Here is a 19,316-nt window from a genome sequence, read left to right on the forward strand (position 1 = left end):
TCTAATGAAAATCGCGCGATTTTGGCAAAATCCGGTGATCGCGCGGATGACCGGTCACATTGGGCCGGGGTGCAAGCTCATCAATCATGTCACGCGGGAGCGGCGGGCCGCGCTCGGGCATCGGCTTGTTGACCTCGTCCGCGCGGGCGAGCGGGGGGTCGAGCAGGTCGTCGGACAGCGCATGGAGTGCCTGTGTCGCGTCGGTCATGTGCGCGGCAATCACATGGATTACCTCGTCGTCATATTCCACCCTTCCCCGCACCTCCATCAGCCGCGCCCCCATCACCACCTTGCGCTGCTTTTCCTTGAGGTCTGGCCAGACCACGAGGTTGATGACCCCGGTTTCATCCTCCAGCGTGATGAAGGTCACCCCCTTGGCGCTGCCGGGCCGCTGGCGGATCAGCACCACACCGGCCACCTGCACCATCGAGCGGAACTTGCGGGTCCGCAGATCAGCCGCGCAGACAAAACCGCGCGCGGCAAGATCGGCACGCAGGAAAGCCATCGGGTGGGCTTTCAGACTGAGGCGGGTGGTCTGGTAATCGGTCACCACTTCTTCGGAGAGCGGCATGGTCGGCAGGCGAATGGCGGCCCGCTCCGCCCCCTCCTCGCGCACCCCGGCCGCGCGGAACAGCGGCAGGTCAGGCGCGGCGATGAGGCTGCGGGCGTCCCACAGTGCCTGCCTGCGCGAAAGGCTCAGCGAGGTAAAGGCATCGGCGCTGGCGAGCCGCTCGATATGCGCAGGGCTGAGCCCGGTGCGGGCGCGCAGATCGGCAATGTCGCGGAACTGCCCGCGTTCCTCGCGCTCCGCCAGCAGAGTGGCCGCGACGTGTTCGGGCAAACCGTCGATCTGGCGCAGGCCGAGGCGCAGGGCCAGCGGCTCGCCCTCGCCCTCCAGCGTGCAATCCCAATGACTTGCGTTCACATCCACCGGCAGCACCCGCACCCCATGCTCGGCCGCATCGCGCACGATCTGCGCCGGGGCATAGAAGCCCATCGGCTGGGAATTGAGCAAGCCGCAAGCAAAGGCCGCCGGGTAATGGCATTTCAGCCAGCTCGACACATAGACCAGCTGGGCAAAGCTCGCCGCGTGGCTTTCAGGAAAGCCATATTCGCCAAAGCCCCTGATCTGGTTGAAGCAGCGCTGCGCGAAATCGCGATCATATCCGCGCGCGACCATGCGTTCGACCATCATGTCCTGAAGCTCGTCGACCATGCCCCGGCTGCGGAAAGTGGCCATCGCCTTGCGGAGCCGGTTGGCTTCGAGGCTGCTGAACCGCGCCGCATCCAGCGCGATCTTCATCGCCTGTTCCTGAAAGATCGGCACACCCAATGTGCGCCCGAGGATGCTGGTGAGTTCGTCCGGTGGGCCGTGTTCAGGCGCAGGCGCGGGGATTTGCACCGGCTCCGCGCCCCGGCGGCGCTTCAGGTAGGGATGCACCATGTCGCCCTGGATCGGGCCGGGGCGCACAATCGCGACCTGAATGACGAGATCGTAGAACTCCCTCGGGCGCAGGCGCGGCAGCATGTTCATCTGCGCCCGGCTCTCGACCTGGAACACGCCGAGCGAATCGCCCTTGCGCAGCATCGCGTAGGTTTCCGGGTCTTCGCGCGGGACCGTGGCCAGCGTCAGCGCGCGACCATGATGCGCGCCCAGCAGATCGAGGCACTTGCGGATGCAGGTCAGCATGCCCAGCGCCAGCACGTCCACTTTCAGGATGCCCAGCGCCTCGATATCGTCCTTGTCCCATTCGATGAAGCTGCGGTCGGGCATCGCGCCATTGCCGACCGGAACGGTCTCGATCAGCGGGCTTTCCGTCAGGATGAACCCGCCGACATGCTGACCCAAATGGCGGGGCATTCCAATCATCTGCTCGGTGAGTTTGAGCACGCGCCGCAAGTGCGGATCGGTGATGTCGAGCCCGGTTTCCGCCGCGTGTTTCTCGGAAATCTCGCGCCCCCACCCGCCCCAGACTGTGCGGGCGAGCGCGCTGGTAACATCCTCCGACAGCCCCATCACCTTGCCCACCTCGCGGATCGCCATGCGCGGGCGGTAATGGATCACGGTCGCGCAAAGCCCGGCGCGGTGGCGGCCATATTTGGCGTAGATGTACTGGATCACCTCTTCGCGCCGCTCATGCTCGAAATCGACGTCGATATCGGGCGGCTCTTTGCGTTCCTCGGAGATGAAGCGGTCGAACAAGAGCTGGTGCTTGGCCGGATCGACGCTGGTGATGCCGAGGACGTAGCAGACGGCAGAGTTGGCCGCGCTCCCGCGCCCCTGACACAAGATCGGCGGATCGCACCCCCGCGCGAAATCGACGATATCCTTGATGGTGAGGAAGTAGCGGGCGAGATCGAGTTTCGCGATCAGCGCCAGCTCGCGGTCAAGCGTCTGTCGGACGGAATCGGGCACCCCCGATGGGTAACGCCGCGCGGCCCCTGTCCACACCTCGCTTTCGAGAAAGGCCTGCGGGGTCCGGCCATCGGGATAGATCTCCTCGGGGTATTCGTAAGCCAGTTCGTCGAGGCTGAAGCGGCAGCGGTCGGCCACCTCGCGCGCGGCGGCAATCGCGTGGGGCCAGCGGGCGAAGAGACGCTGCATCGCTTCCGGGGATTTGAGGTGCCGCTCGGCATTGGGGTGGAGCAGGTGTCCGGCCTTCGCCACCGTGGTCTTGTGGCGGATCGCGGTCATCACGTCCTGCAGCGCGCGGCGTTCGGGGGCGTGGTAGTGGACGTCGTTGGTGGCGAGCAGAGTGAGGCCGTGGGCGCGCGCGAGGCTGTCCAAGCGTTCAATCCGGGCGATATCGTCGCCGCGATAGAGATAGCTGGCGGCGATGTGCTTGAGGGTGGGGAGTTGCTCCGCGACATGCGGCAGGAGATCAGCGAAGGGCGCGGTACGCTCCATTTTACCGTCACCCTGAACTTGTTTCAGGGTCCATCTTTCCTCCTTTGCCGCCGCTTCGGAAGGAGAGATGGATGCTGAAACAAGTTCAGCATGACGAGTTTTGCTTGTGGGATTTCTGCGAAACGGAATGACGTTGCTGGGCACCGCGATGGTGAATTCCGCATCCAGATCGTCCGGCGGCAGCAGGATCAGCTGCACGCCCCCCTCACCTTCTTGGGCGCTGTGCGCCGCCAGCAGCGCCAGGTCGATCTCGCACACCCCCTTGTCCTGCCATTCGCCGGAGAGCGTCTGCATCCGCCCGGCGCTGATCAAGCGGCACAACCGGCCATAGGCGGCGCGGGTTTCGGGGTAGGCGAGGAAGGCCAACCCCTCCACCGTCTCGATCCGGCAGCCGATCACGGGGCGGATTTTGAGAGTTTTCGCCTCGGTGTGGATGCGCACGACGCCTGCCATCGAATTGACGTCGGCAATGCCGAGCGCGTCGTACCCCAGCGTGTGCGCGGCGAGCACCAGATCGACCGCATCGGACGCACCGCGCAGGAAGCTGAAGCAGCTGACGAGGCCGAGTTCCACGAAGGGCGCGCGCTCCGGCGGCGCGATGTCGGCCGGGTCGATGGCGAGCGTGCGCTTGTCGGGAGTGAGCGGGGCGTCGGGCATCTAGCCGGCCAGCTCCGCAAGCCGCTCCCTCACCATCGCAAGATCGGCTGCGAACAGCGCCGTCTGTTCCTCGCGCGCCGCGCCGTCGAGACGCAGCAGGTAGGAGGGGTGCGCGGTAACCCACAGCTCGGTGCCGTCATCAAGGTTGATCGGTGCCCCACGCGCCTTGCTGATGCTCACCGTCCGGCCCAGCAGCCCGCGCGCCGCGCTCGCCCCCAGCGCCAGCACGATCCGGGGCTGCACCAGCGCGCGCTCGGCATCGAGCCACCAGCGGCAGGTGTCGATCTCCTTCGCCCCCGGCGACTGGTGCAGGCGGTGCTTGCCCTTCCAGGTGAACTTGAAATGCTTGACCGCGTTGGTGACGTAGGCGTCCGCGCGATCGATCCCGGCTGTTTGCAGGTGTTCGTCAAGCAGCTGCCCGGCGGGGCCGACAAAAGACCGCCCCGCGAGATCTTCCTGATCGCCGGGCTGTTCGCCGACGATCATCAGGGCAGCGCCCTGCGCCCCCTCCCCCGCCACCGCGCGGGTGCCGCACTCCGCGATAGGACAATCACGGCAGGCGGCGGCCCCTTGGACGACCTCGGCGAGGGTTGCAGGCCGCCTCCGCTCCTCCCGTGCGCCTGCCTTGACCATCGCCGCTTCGCGCGCCTGTGCGCCTGCGATCAGGGCTGGGATCAGCTCGGCCTCGGGCAGGTTCTTCCAGTATTTCTTGGGCATTTCCGAGAGCATCGCGCCGACCTTCAGCCGCGCCGGATTGAAGATCGAGGCGTAGTAGGAGCGCCACAGCGCCTCGACCGGATCGCCCTGCGGGGCATCCTCACGCCGCGCGGGCGGGCCCTCGCGCATCACTTCGCCGTCCCAATGCACGCTGCCGCGCGGGGTGAGGATTGACCAGCGCATATTGGCAAAGCGGCGCATGAAGAAGGCGGCTTCCGCGCGCACGATATGGTGATCGGGCTCGAACCAGGCGACGAAGTGCGGCGTGCCGTCCTCCTCCTGCACCTCGCGGAAGCGGACGAAGGCGTGCATCTTGTGGGCATCGCGGCGCACCGATTTGGCGAGTTCCTCAAGGCGGCGCACCTCCGGGTCGGCCTTGTCCTCCATCAGCCGCGGATTGCGCTGCAATCGCCACAAGACACGGTACAGCAGGGCGAAGCGCGCGGGGTCGGAGTGAAGCGCCGCGCTGCGAGCGACCGTCAGAAACCGTTGGCTGGCCCGCACCGGCGGGGCATCGGCAGGCGGCGGCGGCAGGCGCTTGTCTGCCCGGGACGGCCCCTCGGCAGCAAACAGATCGCCTGTCTCGCCCGGTTCGATCCACGAGACGCGGTCAGGCGGCACATCGCACTGGATGAGCCCCCGCGCCCGCTCGCGCCAGAAGGCGAAATCATCCGGAGCCGGAAGGTGGACGGCGTAGTGAGAGCCGAGGGAGACATTCTGCATCGCGGTCACGCTTTTCCCCTCCCGTTCACGGGAAGGGCAGCGAGAGTTGGCAGCTTGCTGCCTACTCGCAGCGGGGTGGGCCTGCCGGCCCGGCGCTTCGCACGCCCACCCCCAGCCCCTCCCGCAAGCGGGAGAGGAGATGAGAGCGCCCGCACCATCAGAACAGCTCCAGCTGCGTGGACTTCCTCACCAGCATCCCGCGCAGATCGGCGCGGTCGGTCAGCAGGGTCGGGCGCCAGTCGAGCGCGCAGATGAAGGGCCGCACCTTGGCGATCGAGGCTGTCAGCCGCGCCACGTCGTCCAATCGCAGCGTCCGATGCCTGCGCGAGGTGAGGATGCGGGCAACCGCCTTGGTTCCCAGCCCCGGCACCCGCAGCAGCATCTCCTTCGGCGCGCGGTTCACATCAACTGGGAAGCTTTCACGAAACTTCAGTGCCCAGGCGAGTTTCGGGTCGATATCGAGCGGCAGGTTGCCATCCGCCTCCGCCGCATCGGCCACCTCCTGCGGCGCGAAGCCGTAGAAGCGCATCAGCCAGTCGGACTGGTACAATCGGTGCTCGCGCAGCAAGGGCGGGCGCTTCAGCGGCAGCACGGCGCTGGCATCGGGGATGGGCGAGAAGGCGCTGTAATAGACACGCCGCAGCCCGAAGTCGCCATAGAGCCGGCTCGCCTTGCCGATGATCGCGCTGTCCGAGGCATCGTCGGCACCGACGATCATCTGGGTCGATTGGCCTGCGGGCGCAAAGCGCGGCGCGTGACGGAAGCGCTTGCGTTCGTCCTTCGCCTCGATGATCCGCGCCTTGGTGCGCCCCATCGCCCCTTCGATCTGGCCCGCATTCTTGTCCGGCGCAAGGCGGGTCAGCCCCGCCGTGGTCGGCAGTTCGACATTGATCGAGACCCGGTCGGCATAGAGGCCCGCGGCATGAATGATCTCCGCATCCGCCTCGGGGATGGTCTTCAAGTGGATATAGCCGCGAAAATCATGCTCCTCGCGCAGGATGCGGGCGACTTCGACCAGCTGCTCCATCGTGTGATTGGCGTTCTTGACGATGCCCGAGGACAGGAACAGCCCTTCAATATAATTGCGGCGGTAGAAATTGAGCGTGAGGTCGACCACCTCCTGCGGGGTAAACCGCGCGCGCGCCACGTTCGAGCTCTTGCGGTTGATGCAGTAGTGGCAATCGAAGATGCAGTGGTTGGTCAGCAGGATCTTCAGCAGCGAGATGCAGCGGCCATCGGGCGCATAGGCGTGGCAGATGCCCATCCCCTCGGTCGAGCCCACACCCTTGCCGCCCAGCGAATTTTTCTTCGCCGTGCCGGATGACGCGCATGAGGCATCGTACTTCGCCGCATCGGCGAGGATTTCGAGTTTCTGACGGAGGGACTGTTGAGCCATGGAACGAAGGAACACCTTTCAGGCGTTCCTTATATGTTCCCACTTCCTCAATGCCAAATGCAAAGCTTGCAAGCGCGAGACATCAGAGCAGACGGCGCAGCCTTGCTCCGAGTTCGCGGGTATCGTGCTGTTCGCACAGATAATCAACCACTGCGGGGTGCATCGCGCCTTCAAAAGCGACGCCGGCGACCTGCCCTTCGATCCAGGCGATCGAGCCGAGCGGGGCGTTGATGCCATTGACCTTCATCGTCACCCGGTCGCCAATTTCGGCAAACCCGGCCTTTGCGCGGATCTTGCAGCCCCCTTCGGATATGTCGATCAGATCGACGAAGACAACGCGCGAACGCACCCGGCTCTTGACCGTGAGGCTGATCGGCCGACGCTCCGAGGCACGAGGGATCGAATGAAGGTTCATGCCCGAAGTGTCGCACACATCAGTAAAAGAAAGCTGAGCGCATTGCTAAGGCGGCGTTAGGCATAAAGCCCCTGCAAGAACCAGTCGGGTATGCCGCCGCGTCCGTCACCGACTATCCCCTGGCGGTAAATCCAGTAGCGCCGCCCGGCCGCATCCTCGATCCGGTAATAATCGCGCAGGCGAGCGGTAGACTTTTCGCGCCACCATTCGGGCGCGATCCGCTCCGGCCCTTCAACCCGTGTGACCTCACGCACCTCGCCGCGCCAGCGGAAGCGCTGGGGGACGCCGTCGGGCGAGGCATAAAGCACTGCAATCGGCTCCGCCCGGTCGAGCAACTTCAAGGGACGGGTGTGGAACGCGAAGGGCTCCTGCAAGGCTGGCACCGGATCAAGCGGCGGCTGCCAGCCAGCAGCGCGTTCCGGGATATGACTGGCGCGCGGCACCGGACGCGTGACGGCCTTCGCACCCAGGCGCACAGTCAGCCGGTCGATGCAGGCGGCCAATGCAGTGCCGTGGTCCTCGGCTGCGGCATCAAGATCGGTCTGCGAGAGGCCGAGCGGCTCACTCCAGCTGGCGCGCAGCTGCATCATCTCGATCCCGAACCCGGCTTCGACATCATCGAGCCGGGCGGCGAACAGCCGAATGATATGGCTGGCTTCGCGGGTGGCGGCGGCCAGTTCGATCCGGCGCTGCACAACCGCGCCATCAACCCGCCACAGCGCCAGTTCGAGCCGCCGTGCACCCTCGCCCCGCGCTTCGAGCGCGCGCACCATGTCAGCCGCAAGATCGGCCATCACTTGGTCGAGCGGCGCACGGTGGCGCAGCGGCTCCAGCAACCGGCGCTGCACCATCGGCATGGGGCGGGCAATCACCGGCAGCAGCGGCTCGGGCACACGGCCCAGCAGCTGGTCAAGGCGCAGTAGCGGATTGGCCGCTGGCGAGCGGTGATTGCGGAACCGGCGGCGCAAGGCGTCGCGGGCGGCAGCTTCTTGCCCCGGATCGTCCGAGGCGCCGCTGACCCCGGCCAGCTCGCCAAGCTGCTTGATCCCCAGACGCCGGAGCACGGTCAGCACATCATCATCAAGCCTGAGCGCTGCGACCGGCAGATCCCCCAAGGCGCGCAGCGGATTATCATCGGGGGCGAGGATAGCAGCGCGGCGGCCATAATGCGCCAGCGCCCAGGCCGCCCCGGCCGTAGGTGCAAGCGCGCCGCGGGCCATAAGACCGCGCTGTGCAAAAGCAGCGACCACATCAGCCAGCAGGCGGGCCTCGCCGCCAAACAGATGAGCTGCTCCGGTGACATCGACCAGCAGGCCATCAGGCGGGTCAAGCGCGCTCCACGGCCCCCAGCGCTGCGCCCACAAGGCGAGCTTCTCCAGCGCCGCAAGATCGCCTACCGGATCGGCCGGAACAGCAGCCAGATCGGGGCACAGCGCGCGCGCATCGGCCAGCAGCATGCCCGCCCGTGCGCCAGCAGCCAACCCGGCATCATTGGCGGCGGTGATGCGCGGACCATGCGCCGTATCAGCGATCAGCGCAGTGGGCGCGGACGCTTCCGGAGCATCAGGCGCGTGCCCGCGCTGCCAGCGATCGACCGACAGTCGGGCGAGCCAGATGGACAGGATACGGCGCGGCGGCGCGTTCGATTTCGGGTTCAGGGCAGATGCGCAGGGTTCCAGTGTCATCGTAAAGCATCCATTCGCCTGGCGCATGGGCGCGGGCGCGGAACAGTTCGGCATGCCAGCTGGCTGTGCCGGGGGCGGCCGGATTCCAGCGCGGCAAGAGCGAGGGTGCGGCGCGCACCTGCCAGCGCATCCGCGCCGAGGACAAATCTGGCGCAGCGTCGAGCCGCACCAGCCATAATCGCACCCCGTGGCGTTCGGCCGTCAGGCTGAGCCGGCGCGAGGCGGTAAAGCTGAGTGCGCGGGGATTGCCTGCGATCTCGCCAATCACACAGGCCAGATCGCGGCACTTGAGCCCCTCCTCCAGCGCGAACAGCGCGTCCTCGGGCGTGGCAGCGGCAACGTGAATCAGGCGGTGGCGAAGATCGGGCGGCAAGCCTGCCACGCAGGGCCGCCCGCCCAGCTGCATGGCCTTGCGGTCCTGTACCCACAGCACCTGGCGAGTGTCTCCGGCTGCAGCCGCATCCGCACCCTGATCCGCCGATTGCAGCGCATCGCGCACCAATGCCAGAGCCAGTCCCGCCCCGCTCGCCTCAGCGGCAGACGCGAAAATCTCGGAATGGAACGGCTGCCCAGTAAGGCCGGGCCGCCAGCGCTGTTCAGCCGGTGAGCGCGGCAAAACCCGGGCGGGCGATGGTTTGAACGAGGGGGAAGGCATAACAGAACGACTCATATGTTCGCATTATGTTCCAACATTCCTTTTCTGGCAATGCAAAGGGCGCGGGAAGCGATATTGCTTCCCGCGCCCTCCAAAGCGCCCTCATCAAGGCTGGTCAGTCGCCAGCCACCGGCCCCGGAAACTCGCCCATGTCGGGCGCATCATCCTGCCAATCGCCATGCTGGAGGTTGGAGTTGCGGATGCCGTAGATGAAATACAGCGCCACGCCGCCAATCATGTACCACATGAAGAACTTGAGAACGTCCCAAGGCACCGTGGTGATCAGGTAGAGGCACGACAGGATCCCAAGCACCGGCAGCACCGGATAGAGCGGCACCTTGAACCCGCGCGGCAGATCAGGCGCGGCACGGCGCAGATAGATCACCGACAAGCACACGATCGCAAAGGCCGCGAGCGTGCCGACCGAGGTCATGTCGCCCAGCACGTTGATATCGAAGAAGCCCGCCGCAACCGCGGTGACAACCCCGACGACGATGGTGTTGAGCGCCGGGGTCTGGAAGCGCGGGTTCACCCGGCTGAACACCTTGGGCAACAACCCGTCGCGGGCCATGGTGTAGAAAATGCGCGTCTGCGCATACATCAGCACCAGCACCACAGACGTCAGACCAATGATCGCACCGATCTTGATGATCTTGGCCAGCCAGCCCCATTGCGCGCCGAAATTGTCGACCACCACCGCGACCGGATCGGGCACGTTCAGGGTATTGTAGGGCACCAGCAGCGTCATGATGGCAGCCACCAGCATGTAGATCACCGTGCACACCACCAGGCTGCCGATAATGCCGAAGGGCATATCTTTGGCCGGGTTCTTGGCCTCCTGGCCAGCAGTCGAGACCGCTTCAAACCCGATATAGGCAAAGAACACGATCGAGGCTGCACGCATGATCCCGTCGACCCCGAACTCGCCCGGGCCGGTGTTTTCAGGGATGAACGGCACCCAATTGGTTGCCACGAGATCGGGGAGGTTGCCCAGCACGATCGCGCCGCCGACCAGAATGAACGCGGCAAGCACGCTGACCTTGATGGCGACGATCACGTTGTTGACCTTGGCCGATTCCGACACGCCCACCACCAGCAATCCGGCCAGGGCCATGCAAATGAGAAAGGCTGGCAGGTTGAAGATCGTCGTCACCGTCTGGCCATCGACCACCACCGGCACGCCATCACGCATCAGCGTGTAACCGGCAGGGCCAGTAAATTGCGGCGGGATTTGCAGTCCGAAATCGGCGAGCAGGCTGACGACATAGCCGCCCCACCCCACGGCCACCACGGACGCGGCCAGACCATATTCGAGCAGCAGCAACGCACCCATGATCCACGCTACAAATTCACCGAGCGTGGTATAGCCATAGGTGTATGCCGATCCCGACACCGGCAGGGTCGAGGAAAGCTCGGCATAACATAGGCCTGCAAAGGCACAGACGATACCGGCCACCACAAAGCTCAGCAGCACGGCAGGCCCGGCATGGAGCGCGGCCGCGCTGCCGGTACGGACGAAAATCCCCGCCCCGATGATGCAGCCCACGCCCAGCAGCAGCAGGTTCCACTTGCCAAGTGAACGCTTCAGCTCGCTGGTCTGGGTTTCATGCTGGACCTGCGCAATCGATTTGCGCGCGAACATCTGCCCGATGATGGATTTCTTGGGTTTGCTTGCCATTACAATTTTCCCCTGCACGCCTGCGCGGCGCGCGGCTTGATCCTGTCAAGAAACATCTGGATTAGGTCTCCCACTGACCGCGGCAGATCCCCCGCGCGGTCGTTAGGCCGCAACGCTAGCGCAACAGGGGCGCAACACAAGCTGAAAGCGCGCTCTTTCCCCCGCCGCACGCAGTCGCTACACGCTGTTCATGTCCACGACCTTCCAACTCGACACCAGCACGAGCCGCGCCAACCCTACCCCGGCGCCGATGCGGCGCTTGACCGTGCCAGCGATCCGCGCCCGTAAACAGGACGGCGTGACAGCGCAGCCGCTGGTCATGCTGACCGCGTATACCGCCCGGCAGGCGCAATTGCTCGATGCGCATTGCGACCTGTTGCTGGTGGGGGATTCGCTGGGACAGGTGATCTATGGCCTGCCCTCGACCGTGCCGGTGACGCTGGAGATGATGGCGAACCACGGGGCGGCGGTGGTGCGCGGCAGCTATCATTCGGTGGTTGTGGTGGACATGCCGTTTGGCGCTTACGAAGCCTCACCGCAGCAAGCCTTCGAGAGTGCGGCATTTCTGCTGAAGCAGACCGGGGCCGCTGCCGTGAAGTTGGAAGGCGGCGCGGCGATGGCGGAGACGGTGGGTTTTCTCAACCAGCGCGGCATTCCGGTGATGGGCCACGTCGGTCTGACGCCGCAGGCTGTCAATGTGCTGGGCGGCTATGGCGCGCGCGGCCGTTCGGATGCCGAGGCAGAAAAGATCGTTGCGGATGCCAAGGCGCTGGATCAGGCCGGGGCCTTTGCCATCGTAATCGAAGGCGTGGTCGAACCGATTGCGATTGCGGCCACACAGGCAGTCAGTTGCCCCACCATCGGCATTGGCGCCTCGGCCCTGTGCGACGGTCAGGTGCTGGTGACCGAAGATATGCTCGGCATGTTCGAACGTGTTCCGCGGTTTGTGAAGCGGTACGAGGATATTGCCGGGGTGATCGATCGCACAGTCGCCCGCTATGCCGATGATGTGCGCACCCGCGCGTTTCCGACCAGCGATCAGACCTATCAGCCCAAAGCCTGATGCGTTCCCTGCTTGAGCCGCATCGCTAGCGGCGCGGCCAGCACCAGCTGGGCAAGGTGGTAGAGCAGCAGCGGCGCGATCACGAACCCGGCGCTGGCAGGCGGAAACAGGATCGCTGCCAGCGGCGCGCCGATGGCGACACTTTTCTGCGATCCGGCAAACAGAAACGCGATCCGGTCAGGGCGTGGCAGGCCGAGCAGGCTGGCAGTGCCCCACGCACCGGCCAAGGCCAGCGCCAACATCGCCAGAACCAGCCCGACCAACACGGCCCAGTCAGCCGCTGCAAACATCCGCCCCAGCCCCTGCTCCACCGCGCCCGAGAACGCGACATAGACCGCAATCCCGATCACCGCGCGGTCAAGCCAGGCAATGCGTGCGCGGTGCTTGGCCACGCGGTCGATCACGCGGTCCTGCACCACCTGTCCGATCACGAAAGGCAGCACCAGAATCAGACCGATGCGAAGAATCGCCTCGCTCCCGATCCCCCCGGCCCCGCCGCCGCCCAGCACTGCAAACAGCGGCGCGCTGATCAGTACGCCCGCAATATTGATCAATGCCGCGCCAACCACCGACAAGCCGACATTGCCCTCGGCCAGACTGGTGTAACTGGTGGCTGACTGCACGGTTGAGGGTAAACAGCCAAGATAGACAAAGCCGATCGCGACCAGCGGCGGCAGCATGGTTCCTGCAAGGCCTGCAAAGCCCACCCCGCCCAGCGCCATCACCCCGAACACGAAGAGCAAAAGGGGGCCAAAATACCGCCAATTGGCGAGCCCGCGTGCGATTTCGCTGCGGCGGATACGCATGCCATTGACAAGAAACAGCACAAAAATGCCGATATTGGACACCATTGTCGCGGCCGCCCGCGCTTCGCCGGCAGCGGGCAGAAGAATGGCAAGGATCGTCGCAAAAACCAGCACGGCGATCATCGGATCGCTCAAGACGGCAAAACGCGGGGCACGAGTGACAGGCTGGTTCATGGGGCGCAGGCCCTGCCCTGCCGAGGGCATCTTGTCGAGAGCCGTGCCTTAATGCGCGGCCAGACTGCGCGGTCGCACTTGCGATAGCAGCGCGGCAAAGCGCTCCATTTCGGCTGGCTGGTAAAGCGCCTGTGCGGCACGCAGGCGCAGCCCCAGCAGCGCCGGATCGTGCCCCGCTCCGCGCGCTACGGCATGATCGAGAAGGATGGCGACCCGCGCCCAGTCGGCAGCGGCCGATCGCTGGGCAGCCAAGGCGATCAAAGCGCTGGCTGTCTCGGTTTCACCCACCACATGCCGTGCCAGCAGCAAGTCAGCCGCTTGGCCGTTGCCGGACCGGGAAAAGGCCCAAACGGTCTTGCGGGTCAGTGCCCAAGGCCGCCGCGCCGTGGCCGCTCGCGCATAATCGGCCAAGGCCGCTTGCGTATCGCCGGCGGCAAGCAAGGCATCGCCGGACAGGCTGGCCACGTCGGCCGATGCCGGGAAGCGCTCGCGCAGCGCTGCGGCCTGCTGGCGCGCAGTACCGGCCTTGCCCTCGGATAAGGCACGCCGCAGGCTTGCCGTCGGCCCCGGCAAACCGTCTTGCACGGCGAGTGGAACCGGAGCCAAGGACACACCCCCATAGGCCCGCGCCAACAATGGCGCCGCAGCAGCCCGGTCGCCCAGCCGCTCGTATGCGCGGGCGACCAGCATCGCCAGATAGGGAGAAGCTTCGGGCAAAGCTGCTTGCGCGCCGAAGCGCTCGACCAGTTCAGCTGCACGCCCACCTGCCAGCATCGCCTTGGCAAGCAGATCGCGTACGCGGCTGTTGGCAGGCTGGCGTGCTGCCAGCCGTTCAAGCGTGAAAGCTGCGCTATCCGCATTGCCCTGTTCCAGGCTGATGATCGCATCGAGCATCATGGCGGCCGGCACCCCCTGCTCAGCCATCGCGCTGGCGGTGAGCAAGCTGCGGGCCAGTGCAAGTTCTCCGCCCCGCGCTGCCAGCACCGCCTGAAGATAGGGGACGCGCGGATCATCGGGCGCAGCGCGCGCAAGTTCGCGCACCATTGCCAGCATCGCCGTGGCCTGACCACTGTCGCCAAGGGTCGCGGCATATTCGGCAAGGATGTCGGGATTGTCACCATCCGCTTTGCGCGCTGCTGCAAACCACACCAGCGCATCGGCTGCACCATGGGCATCGCGCACCATGATGGCACGCAGCAACAGCGCGGGTGCATAAGCTGGGCCAAGCGCCAGCGCCCGATCGGCCGCCGCAACAGCGGCCAGATGCTCACCCCCGCGCAGCCGCAAGCGGGCGATTGCCAACCACAGTTCGGGACTTTCAGGCCCCTTGCGGCGGGCGTCGTCCAGCAGCCGGGCGGCATCGTTCAGGCGGCCCTCACCCATCGCCGCATTGGCATCGGCCAGCAGCCGGAGATGGGCTTGACTGTCCGGACCACCGTCAGCGCCGCCGCTGTCCGGCGCGTTGCCACTGCAACCTGTCAGCGCGAGCAGCAGTGCGCCCAGTGCCGCTGCAACGTCACGTTTGCAGGTCATATTGCTTGAGCAGGTCATACAGCGTCGGACGGCTGATCCCCAGCAACTTGGCGGTACTGGAAATATTGCCTTCACTGCGCGACAAGGCATGGCGGATAACGCGGCGATCAGCGGCTTCGCGCGCGGCCTTCAAGTTCAGCACATCGGCATCTTCGGCCTTGCCTGCGCCGAGATCGAGATCGTCCGCAGTGACCAACTTGCCATCCGCCATGATGACGGCGCGTTTGATCCGGTTTTCCAGCTCGCGCACATTACCCGGCCATTCATGCGCATCAATCGCCGCAAGCGCATCGGGAGCAAACCCGGTGACGCTCGGATTCATTTCGGCGGCGAAACGCTTGAGGAAAGCTTTGGCCAACAGAACCGGATCGCCGTGGCGTTCAGCCAGGCCGGGGATCCGGATGACGATTTCAGCGAGCCGGTAGAACAGATCCTCGCGGAAACTGCCCTGCTGGATCATCGTTTCGAGGTCCTGGTGGGTGGCGCAGACAATCCGGGTGTTGACCGCAATCGCCCGCCGGCCGCCGATGCGTTCGATGGTCCGTTCCTGCAAAAAGCGCAGCAACTTGACCTGAAGTGGCAGCGGGATGTCGCCTACCTCATCAAGGAACAGCGTGCCGCCATGGGCGCTTTCGATCTTGCCCTCGGTGGTCTTGACCGCCCCTGTGAAGGCGCCTTTCTCGTGCCCGAACAGCTCGCTTTCGAGCAACGTCTCGGGGATCGCTGCGCAATTGATCGCCACAAAGGGTCCATCAGCCCGGTCGCTGGAATCATGCAGCCCCTTGGCGAGCAGTTCCTTTCCGGTTCCGCTCGCGCCGAGCAGCATCACCGACACGCTGGTTTTGGCAACGCGTTCGATAGTCCGCGCGACCTTGACCATCTCCGGCGCGCCGGTGATGAGGCGGCCCAGTACGGTCTTGTCAGCGCTGCTGGAGGCCACAAGGCGGCGGTTTTCCTCCTCGATGGTGCGCAGGTTGAAAGCCCGGCGCACGATCAGGCCCAGCGCATCAATATCGATCGGCTTCTGATAGAAATCATACGCTCCGCGCGCGATCGCTGTCAGCGCGCTTTCCCGCGCACCGTGTCCGCTGGCGACGATCACCTTGGTGCCGGGCTTCAGCGCCATGATGGCATCAAGCACGGCAAACCCTTCGCTGGTGCCATCAGGATCGGGCGGCAACCCGAGATCGAGCGTCACCACGCCCGGCATTTCTGACCGCAGCGCCGCAATCGCGCTGTCGCGGTCACCGGCAATGACCACTTCAAAATCGTCATAGGCCCATTTCAGCTGGGCTTGCAGGCCTGGGTCATCCTCGATCACCAACAGCACGGGTTTCTTGTCAGCCATCATGCCACCTTTTGCGCCGAGCCATCATCGAAGCCATCTACCTCTCGCAGACGCGCGACCTCTGCCAGCGGGAGCGCCACGGCAAAGCGGGTTCCCAGCCCTTCGCGCGATTCCACCGCGATGCGGCCACCCATGGCGCGCACCAATTCGCGCGCTTCGAAGGCGCCGATACCAAAGCCGCCCGCCTTGGACGAAACGAACGGCTTGAACAGACCGGTCCGGACAAATTCAGGGCTCATGCCCGCCCCTGCATCCACCACCTCGATGGTGCCATGCAGACCCTGCGTGGTCACATCGAGAAACACCGGCATGTCAGGCTCGCTTGCATCAATGGCATTCTGCACAAGATGGATCAGCGTCTGTTCCAGCGCTTCACGGTTGCCCATGACCATGACCGTGGCCTCGCGCGTCAAAGCGACAGGATGCGCGGATTTGAAACGCTCGGCCATCGTGCGCGCCAGTTCGACCAGGTCGATCGGACCAAGCGCGTTGACCTGACCCGAACCATAGCGACCGAGGCGCGCCAGCAGCGCGGACAGCTTGTCAGCCGAATTGCGCAGCGTGACCAGCATATCAGCCCGAAATGCGGGGTTATCAGCATGGCGTTCGGCATTGGCCGCAAGCAGGGAAAGCTGGCTGACGAGGTTCTTGATATCGTGCATCACAAACGCGATCCGGCGGTTGAATTCATCAAACCGGCTTGCATCCATCAAGGCCTGCTGCCCGGCCTGTTCGGCAAGATAGCTCGCCAACTGCTGGCCAGCGACACGCAGTAGATCGAAGTCTTCCCAGTCAAGTTGGCGCGGGGTTCGCGGCCGGGCCAAGACGATGACCCCCACCAACCGGTCAAAATGGATCAGCGGGACCAGCGCCCAGACATCGTCGGCTTCCAGCAGCCATTCGGGAAGCTGCGCTGTTTCCCCGCAATGATCGATCCCGGCGCGCGCCTCGTCAAAGGCGAGGATCAGGTTATGCTGTTCAAGCAGACCGGACAGGGCAAAATCGCCTGCCACGGCTGGCACTGCAATGGTTGGCCAGTTCCACCGTGCAGTCAGTTCCAGCTGAGCTTCCTCGTTGGGCATCAGCAACAGCCCCGCAGGGCTTTCGGTCATGTCGGCCAAAGCCTTGACCGCGCGCTCTTCAAGGCTGGCGCCGCTGGCGCCGCCATGGCCGATCGTCCGGGTGAAACGCAGCCATTCCTGGCGGTAGTCGTAGCGGTGCTGAAAGAGATGTTTGGTGGCCGTCACCCGAAGCCAACCGCGCAGCCGCGACGATGGAAGCGCGATAGCGGCCCCCACCACAGCCGCGGCAACGAACACAATCTGGCTGGCGCGCGCAACTTCGCCGCCGAGCATGGCCAGCGATTTTGTCACCAGCACCATGGCCGACAAGTACCCGCCAATCAGCACCAACGAGAGCGTACGAAAGGTCACGATGCGCGACGGGCTGAACTGCACGCGCGGTCCCGCAGCATTCATCCCAAGGGCAAACAGCACTGCCATGATGCCGGCAAACAAGCCGCGGATATTGCCGAGCAATTCGGGCATTGCTCCGCCCAGATAGGCCAGCATGTAAAGGTTGAGATCAAAGGCAAAAATCCCGGCGAGCGCGATCCCGGTCCAGCGCAGCACGGGACGAAGCGCGTTCGGTGCGCCGGCATACAGGTTGTGCAGCAGCATCAGCGCACCGATCGCCACCAGCATATCGATCAGTAACCGCGCCTGAAACACCGCCTCGGCCAGATCAGGAACGCCGCTGATCCGGTTGCCGATCAGCAGCACGACCGGCTGGAGCAGTTGCACAAGCACCAGCGCGATAATCAAGGGCCGCACCGGCTTGACGCTTGCGCTGCGGCCATCGGCGGCAAACAGGCAGAAAATGGTCGCGATAAGCGCCAGATTGCGCGTCATCGCGGCGAGGATTGCCGCGGTGTGATCCGCCCCGAGGCCTGCCGCGAGCGCGCACCATAGCGTGCTTGCACCAGAGGCGACCATTAACCCGATAAGGTCAGGCCGGGTGCGCTCGCCGTGGCGCCAAATCCACAGCAAGGCGCCGGCGCTCAAGATGGCCCCTGCCGCCCAGACCAGCGTTTCGCCCATCGACGCGGGAGAGATGGGCGCAATCACCGCGCGCCCTCCGGCCACAGGACCACCCGCAGCGTTTGCAGCAGGATCACAAAATCCAGAAAGGGCGTATAATTTTTGGCGTAGTAAAGATCATATTCCAGCTTGCAGCGGCTGTCTTCGACCGAAGCGCCGTAAGGATAGTTGATCTGCGCCCAGCCCGTGATGCCGGGTTTGACCATGTGCCGCTCGCCGTAGAAGGGGATTTCCTCTTCCAGACTTTCAACAAACGAGGGCACCTCAGGACGCGGGCCGACAAAGCTCATCTCGCCTTTCAGCACGCTCCAGGTCTGCGGCAGCTCGTCGATCCGGACCTTGCGGATAAACCGCCCCAACCGCGTGATGCGCGGGTCGTTTTCCTCGGCCCACTTGGCGCCGTCCTTTTCGGCATCGGTGCGCATCGAGCGCAGTTTGATAAGCGTGAAGGGTTCGCCGTAAAGCCCCACGCGGGTCTGGCGGAAGAAGGCGGGCCCTTTGCTGTCAAGCTTCACCAGCGCTGCAAACAGCACGATAACGGGCAGCGTCAGGGTCAGCAAAATCAGACTGGCGGTGATGTCAAAGATGCGTTTGACCGCGCTGGAAAACATCCGGCTGCTTGAAAAGCCGTCAGAGAAAATCAGCCAGCTGGGGTTGATCGTATCGAGGTCAACACGGCCCGTCTCGCGCTCGATGAAGCTGGAGAAGTCATTGACGTGGACGCCCTTCGTCTTGATCCGGAGCAGATCCTTGAGCGGCAGCGCGTTGCGCCGTTCCTGCAGCGCAAGGACCACTTCGGAAACGCCGAGATTTTCGACAAACCGGCCCAAATCATGAACCGCCGAACGCGGGATAGCCTCTTCAACGACGCGGGCATCATCGCTCATGGCGATGTAGGAAACGATCACAAAACCGGTTTCGGGCTTGTCTCCCAGAACGCGCAGCCGCTGCGCGCGGTTGCCCGCGCCCAAGACCATCACCCGGCGGCGAAAGGCCGATGACCCGAGAAACGAATTGAGTAACAGCCGGTCGGCGACCAGAACCAGAATAGCCAGACCCATGGTGTAGAGCAGGGTCGAACGCCAGAACAGATCGCTGGGGATGACGAAGTCGACAACCGCAAGCGCAATGATGCCCAAACTGATCGCCACCAGCACGCGTGCGCCAGCAAACCTCAAGGATCTGAGCGCGTTGGGGCCGTATACGCCAACCGCAATCATCGCCAGCCAGATCACCGACGCGGTGCCGAACAAGGCCAGGCCGCGCCCGCTGAGGCTGGCCATGTCCATGCCGATCTGGTGCGCGCGCCACTGCCAAGCGATCTCGCTCGCCATGACAAGCAGGCCAAGATCAAGCAATCCGAGCAGCAGCACGGCATGCGGGATATAATGCTTGAACAGGCGGATCATTTCATGGCGGTCCGGTTAACCTTGTTGAGGCACCGGACTAAGGCCAAGAA

General features: G+C 64.7%; 13 protein-coding genes. 1 reads left to right on the plus strand and 12 read right to left on the minus strand.

Annotation, left to right across the window (positions count from 1 at the left end; translation table 11 throughout):
- Nucleotide 1: 1 nt before the first annotated feature.
- From C0V72_RS05100 to C0V72_RS05130, 7 genes are all read right to left on the minus strand, one after another.
- Nucleotides 2-3,565, minus strand: a complete 3,564-nt coding sequence (locus C0V72_RS05100; protein ID WP_101792148.1) for an error-prone DNA polymerase — start codon at nt 3,563-3,565, stop codon at nt 2-4.
- Nucleotides 3,566-5,014: a UdgX family uracil-DNA binding protein gene (locus C0V72_RS05105; RefSeq protein WP_172438914.1), complete on the minus strand. Its 1,449-nt coding sequence runs from the start codon at nt 5,012-5,014 to the stop codon at nt 3,566-3,568.
- Nucleotides 5,015-5,162: 148 nt separating this feature from the next.
- Nucleotides 5,163-6,401, minus strand: coding sequence for a putative DNA modification/repair radical SAM protein (locus C0V72_RS05110; protein ID WP_101792150.1), 1,239 nt, complete (start codon nt 6,399-6,401; stop codon nt 5,163-5,165).
- Between the two features lie 82 nt (nt 6,402-6,483).
- Nucleotides 6,484-6,816 (minus strand): PilZ domain-containing protein, encoded by a 333-nt coding sequence (locus C0V72_RS05115; protein WP_101792151.1) that lies wholly within the window; start codon nt 6,814-6,816, stop codon nt 6,484-6,486.
- Between the two features lie 56 nt (nt 6,817-6,872).
- Entirely contained in the window at nt 6,873-8,438 is a 1,566-nt protein-coding gene (locus C0V72_RS05120; protein WP_233999789.1) for a DNA polymerase Y family protein, read from the minus strand.
- Nucleotides 8,380-9,171 (minus strand): recA-like protein, encoded by a 792-nt coding sequence (locus tag C0V72_RS16580; protein WP_233999784.1) that lies wholly within the window; start codon nt 9,169-9,171, stop codon nt 8,380-8,382. The genes C0V72_RS05120 and C0V72_RS16580 overlap by 59 nt, the downstream gene beginning before the upstream one ends.
- A gap of 100 nt (nt 9,172-9,271) precedes the next feature.
- Nucleotides 9,272-10,834, minus strand: coding sequence for an amino acid permease (locus C0V72_RS05130; protein ID WP_101792153.1), 1,563 nt, complete (start codon nt 10,832-10,834; stop codon nt 9,272-9,274).
- A gap of 190 nt (nt 10,835-11,024) precedes the next feature.
- On the opposite strand from C0V72_RS05130, the gene panB reads away from it, so the two are divergent.
- The gene (panB, locus tag C0V72_RS05135; protein WP_101792154.1) at nt 11,025-11,897 is read left to right on the plus strand and encodes a 3-methyl-2-oxobutanoate hydroxymethyltransferase; all 873 of its coding nucleotides are present in this window, start codon (nt 11,025-11,027) and stop codon (nt 11,895-11,897) included.
- Here the strand turns inward: panB and C0V72_RS05140 are convergent.
- From C0V72_RS05140 to C0V72_RS05160, 5 genes are read right to left on the minus strand one after another with little or no spacing between them, the layout of a single operon-like run.
- Nucleotides 11,882-12,877: a bile acid:sodium symporter family protein gene (locus C0V72_RS05140; protein WP_101792196.1), complete on the minus strand. Its 996-nt coding sequence runs from the start codon at nt 12,875-12,877 to the stop codon at nt 11,882-11,884. The two genes, panB and C0V72_RS05140, sit on opposite strands and share 16 nt — an antisense overlap.
- 48 nt (nt 12,878-12,925) lie before the next feature.
- On the minus strand, nt 12,926-14,410 hold the full coding sequence (locus C0V72_RS05145; RefSeq protein WP_101792155.1) for a tetratricopeptide repeat protein: 1,485 nt from the start codon (nt 14,408-14,410) through the stop codon (nt 12,926-12,928).
- Nucleotides 14,394-15,758 (minus strand): PEP-CTERM-box response regulator transcription factor, encoded by a 1,365-nt coding sequence (gene prsR, locus C0V72_RS05150; RefSeq protein ID WP_101792156.1) that lies wholly within the window; start codon nt 15,756-15,758, stop codon nt 14,394-14,396. The genes C0V72_RS05145 and prsR overlap by 17 nt, the downstream gene beginning before the upstream one ends.
- Entirely contained in the window at nt 15,758-17,884 is a 2,127-nt protein-coding gene (prsK, locus tag C0V72_RS05155; RefSeq protein ID WP_233999785.1) for an XrtA/PEP-CTERM system histidine kinase PrsK, read from the minus strand. Before prsK ends, prsR begins: the two co-directional genes overlap by 1 nt.
- On the minus strand, nt 17,881-19,266 hold the full coding sequence (locus tag C0V72_RS05160) for a TIGR03013 family XrtA/PEP-CTERM system glycosyltransferase (protein WP_101792158.1): 1,386 nt from the start codon (nt 19,264-19,266) through the stop codon (nt 17,881-17,883). The genes prsK and C0V72_RS05160 overlap by 4 nt, the downstream gene beginning before the upstream one ends.
- Nucleotides 19,267-19,316: the final 50 nt, after the last annotated feature.

This window comes from Porphyrobacter sp. TH134 (assembly GCF_002855495.1).
Classification (GTDB): domain Bacteria; phylum Pseudomonadota; class Alphaproteobacteria; order Sphingomonadales; family Sphingomonadaceae; genus Erythrobacter.

Bases quoted from the DNA above. Each gene is read 5' to 3' on its own strand.
- C0V72_RS05130 (WP_101792153.1), bottom strand. From the start codon at position 10,834: ATGGCAAGCAAACCCAAGAAATCCATCATCGGGCAGATGTTCGCGCGC.
- C0V72_RS05160 (WP_101792158.1), bottom strand. From the start codon at position 19,266: ATGATCCGCCTGTTCAAGCATTATATCCCGCATGCCGTGCTGCTGCTC.
- panB (WP_101792154.1), top strand. From the start codon at position 11,025: ATGTCCACGACCTTCCAACTCGACACCAGCACGAGCCGCGCCAACCCT.
- prsR (WP_101792156.1), bottom strand. From the start codon at position 15,758: ATGGCTGACAAGAAACCCGTGCTGTTGGTGATCGAGGATGACCCAGGC.
- C0V72_RS05110 (WP_101792150.1), bottom strand. From the start codon at position 6,401: ATGGCTCAACAGTCCCTCCGTCAGAAACTCGAAATCCTCGCCGATGCG.
- C0V72_RS05140 (WP_101792196.1), bottom strand. From the start codon at position 12,877: ATGAACCAGCCTGTCACTCGTGCCCCGCGTTTTGCCGTCTTGAGCGAT.
- C0V72_RS16580 (WP_233999784.1), bottom strand. From the start codon at position 9,171: ATGAGTCGTTCTGTTATGCCTTCCCCCTCGTTCAAACCATCGCCCGCC.
- C0V72_RS05100 (WP_101792148.1), bottom strand. From the start codon at position 3,565: ATGCCCGACGCCCCGCTCACTCCCGACAAGCGCACGCTCGCCATCGAC.
- C0V72_RS05145 (WP_101792155.1), bottom strand. From the start codon at position 14,410: ATGACCTGCAAACGTGACGTTGCAGCGGCACTGGGCGCACTGCTGCTC.
- C0V72_RS05115 (WP_101792151.1), bottom strand. From the start codon at position 6,816: ATGAACCTTCATTCGATCCCTCGTGCCTCGGAGCGTCGGCCGATCAGC.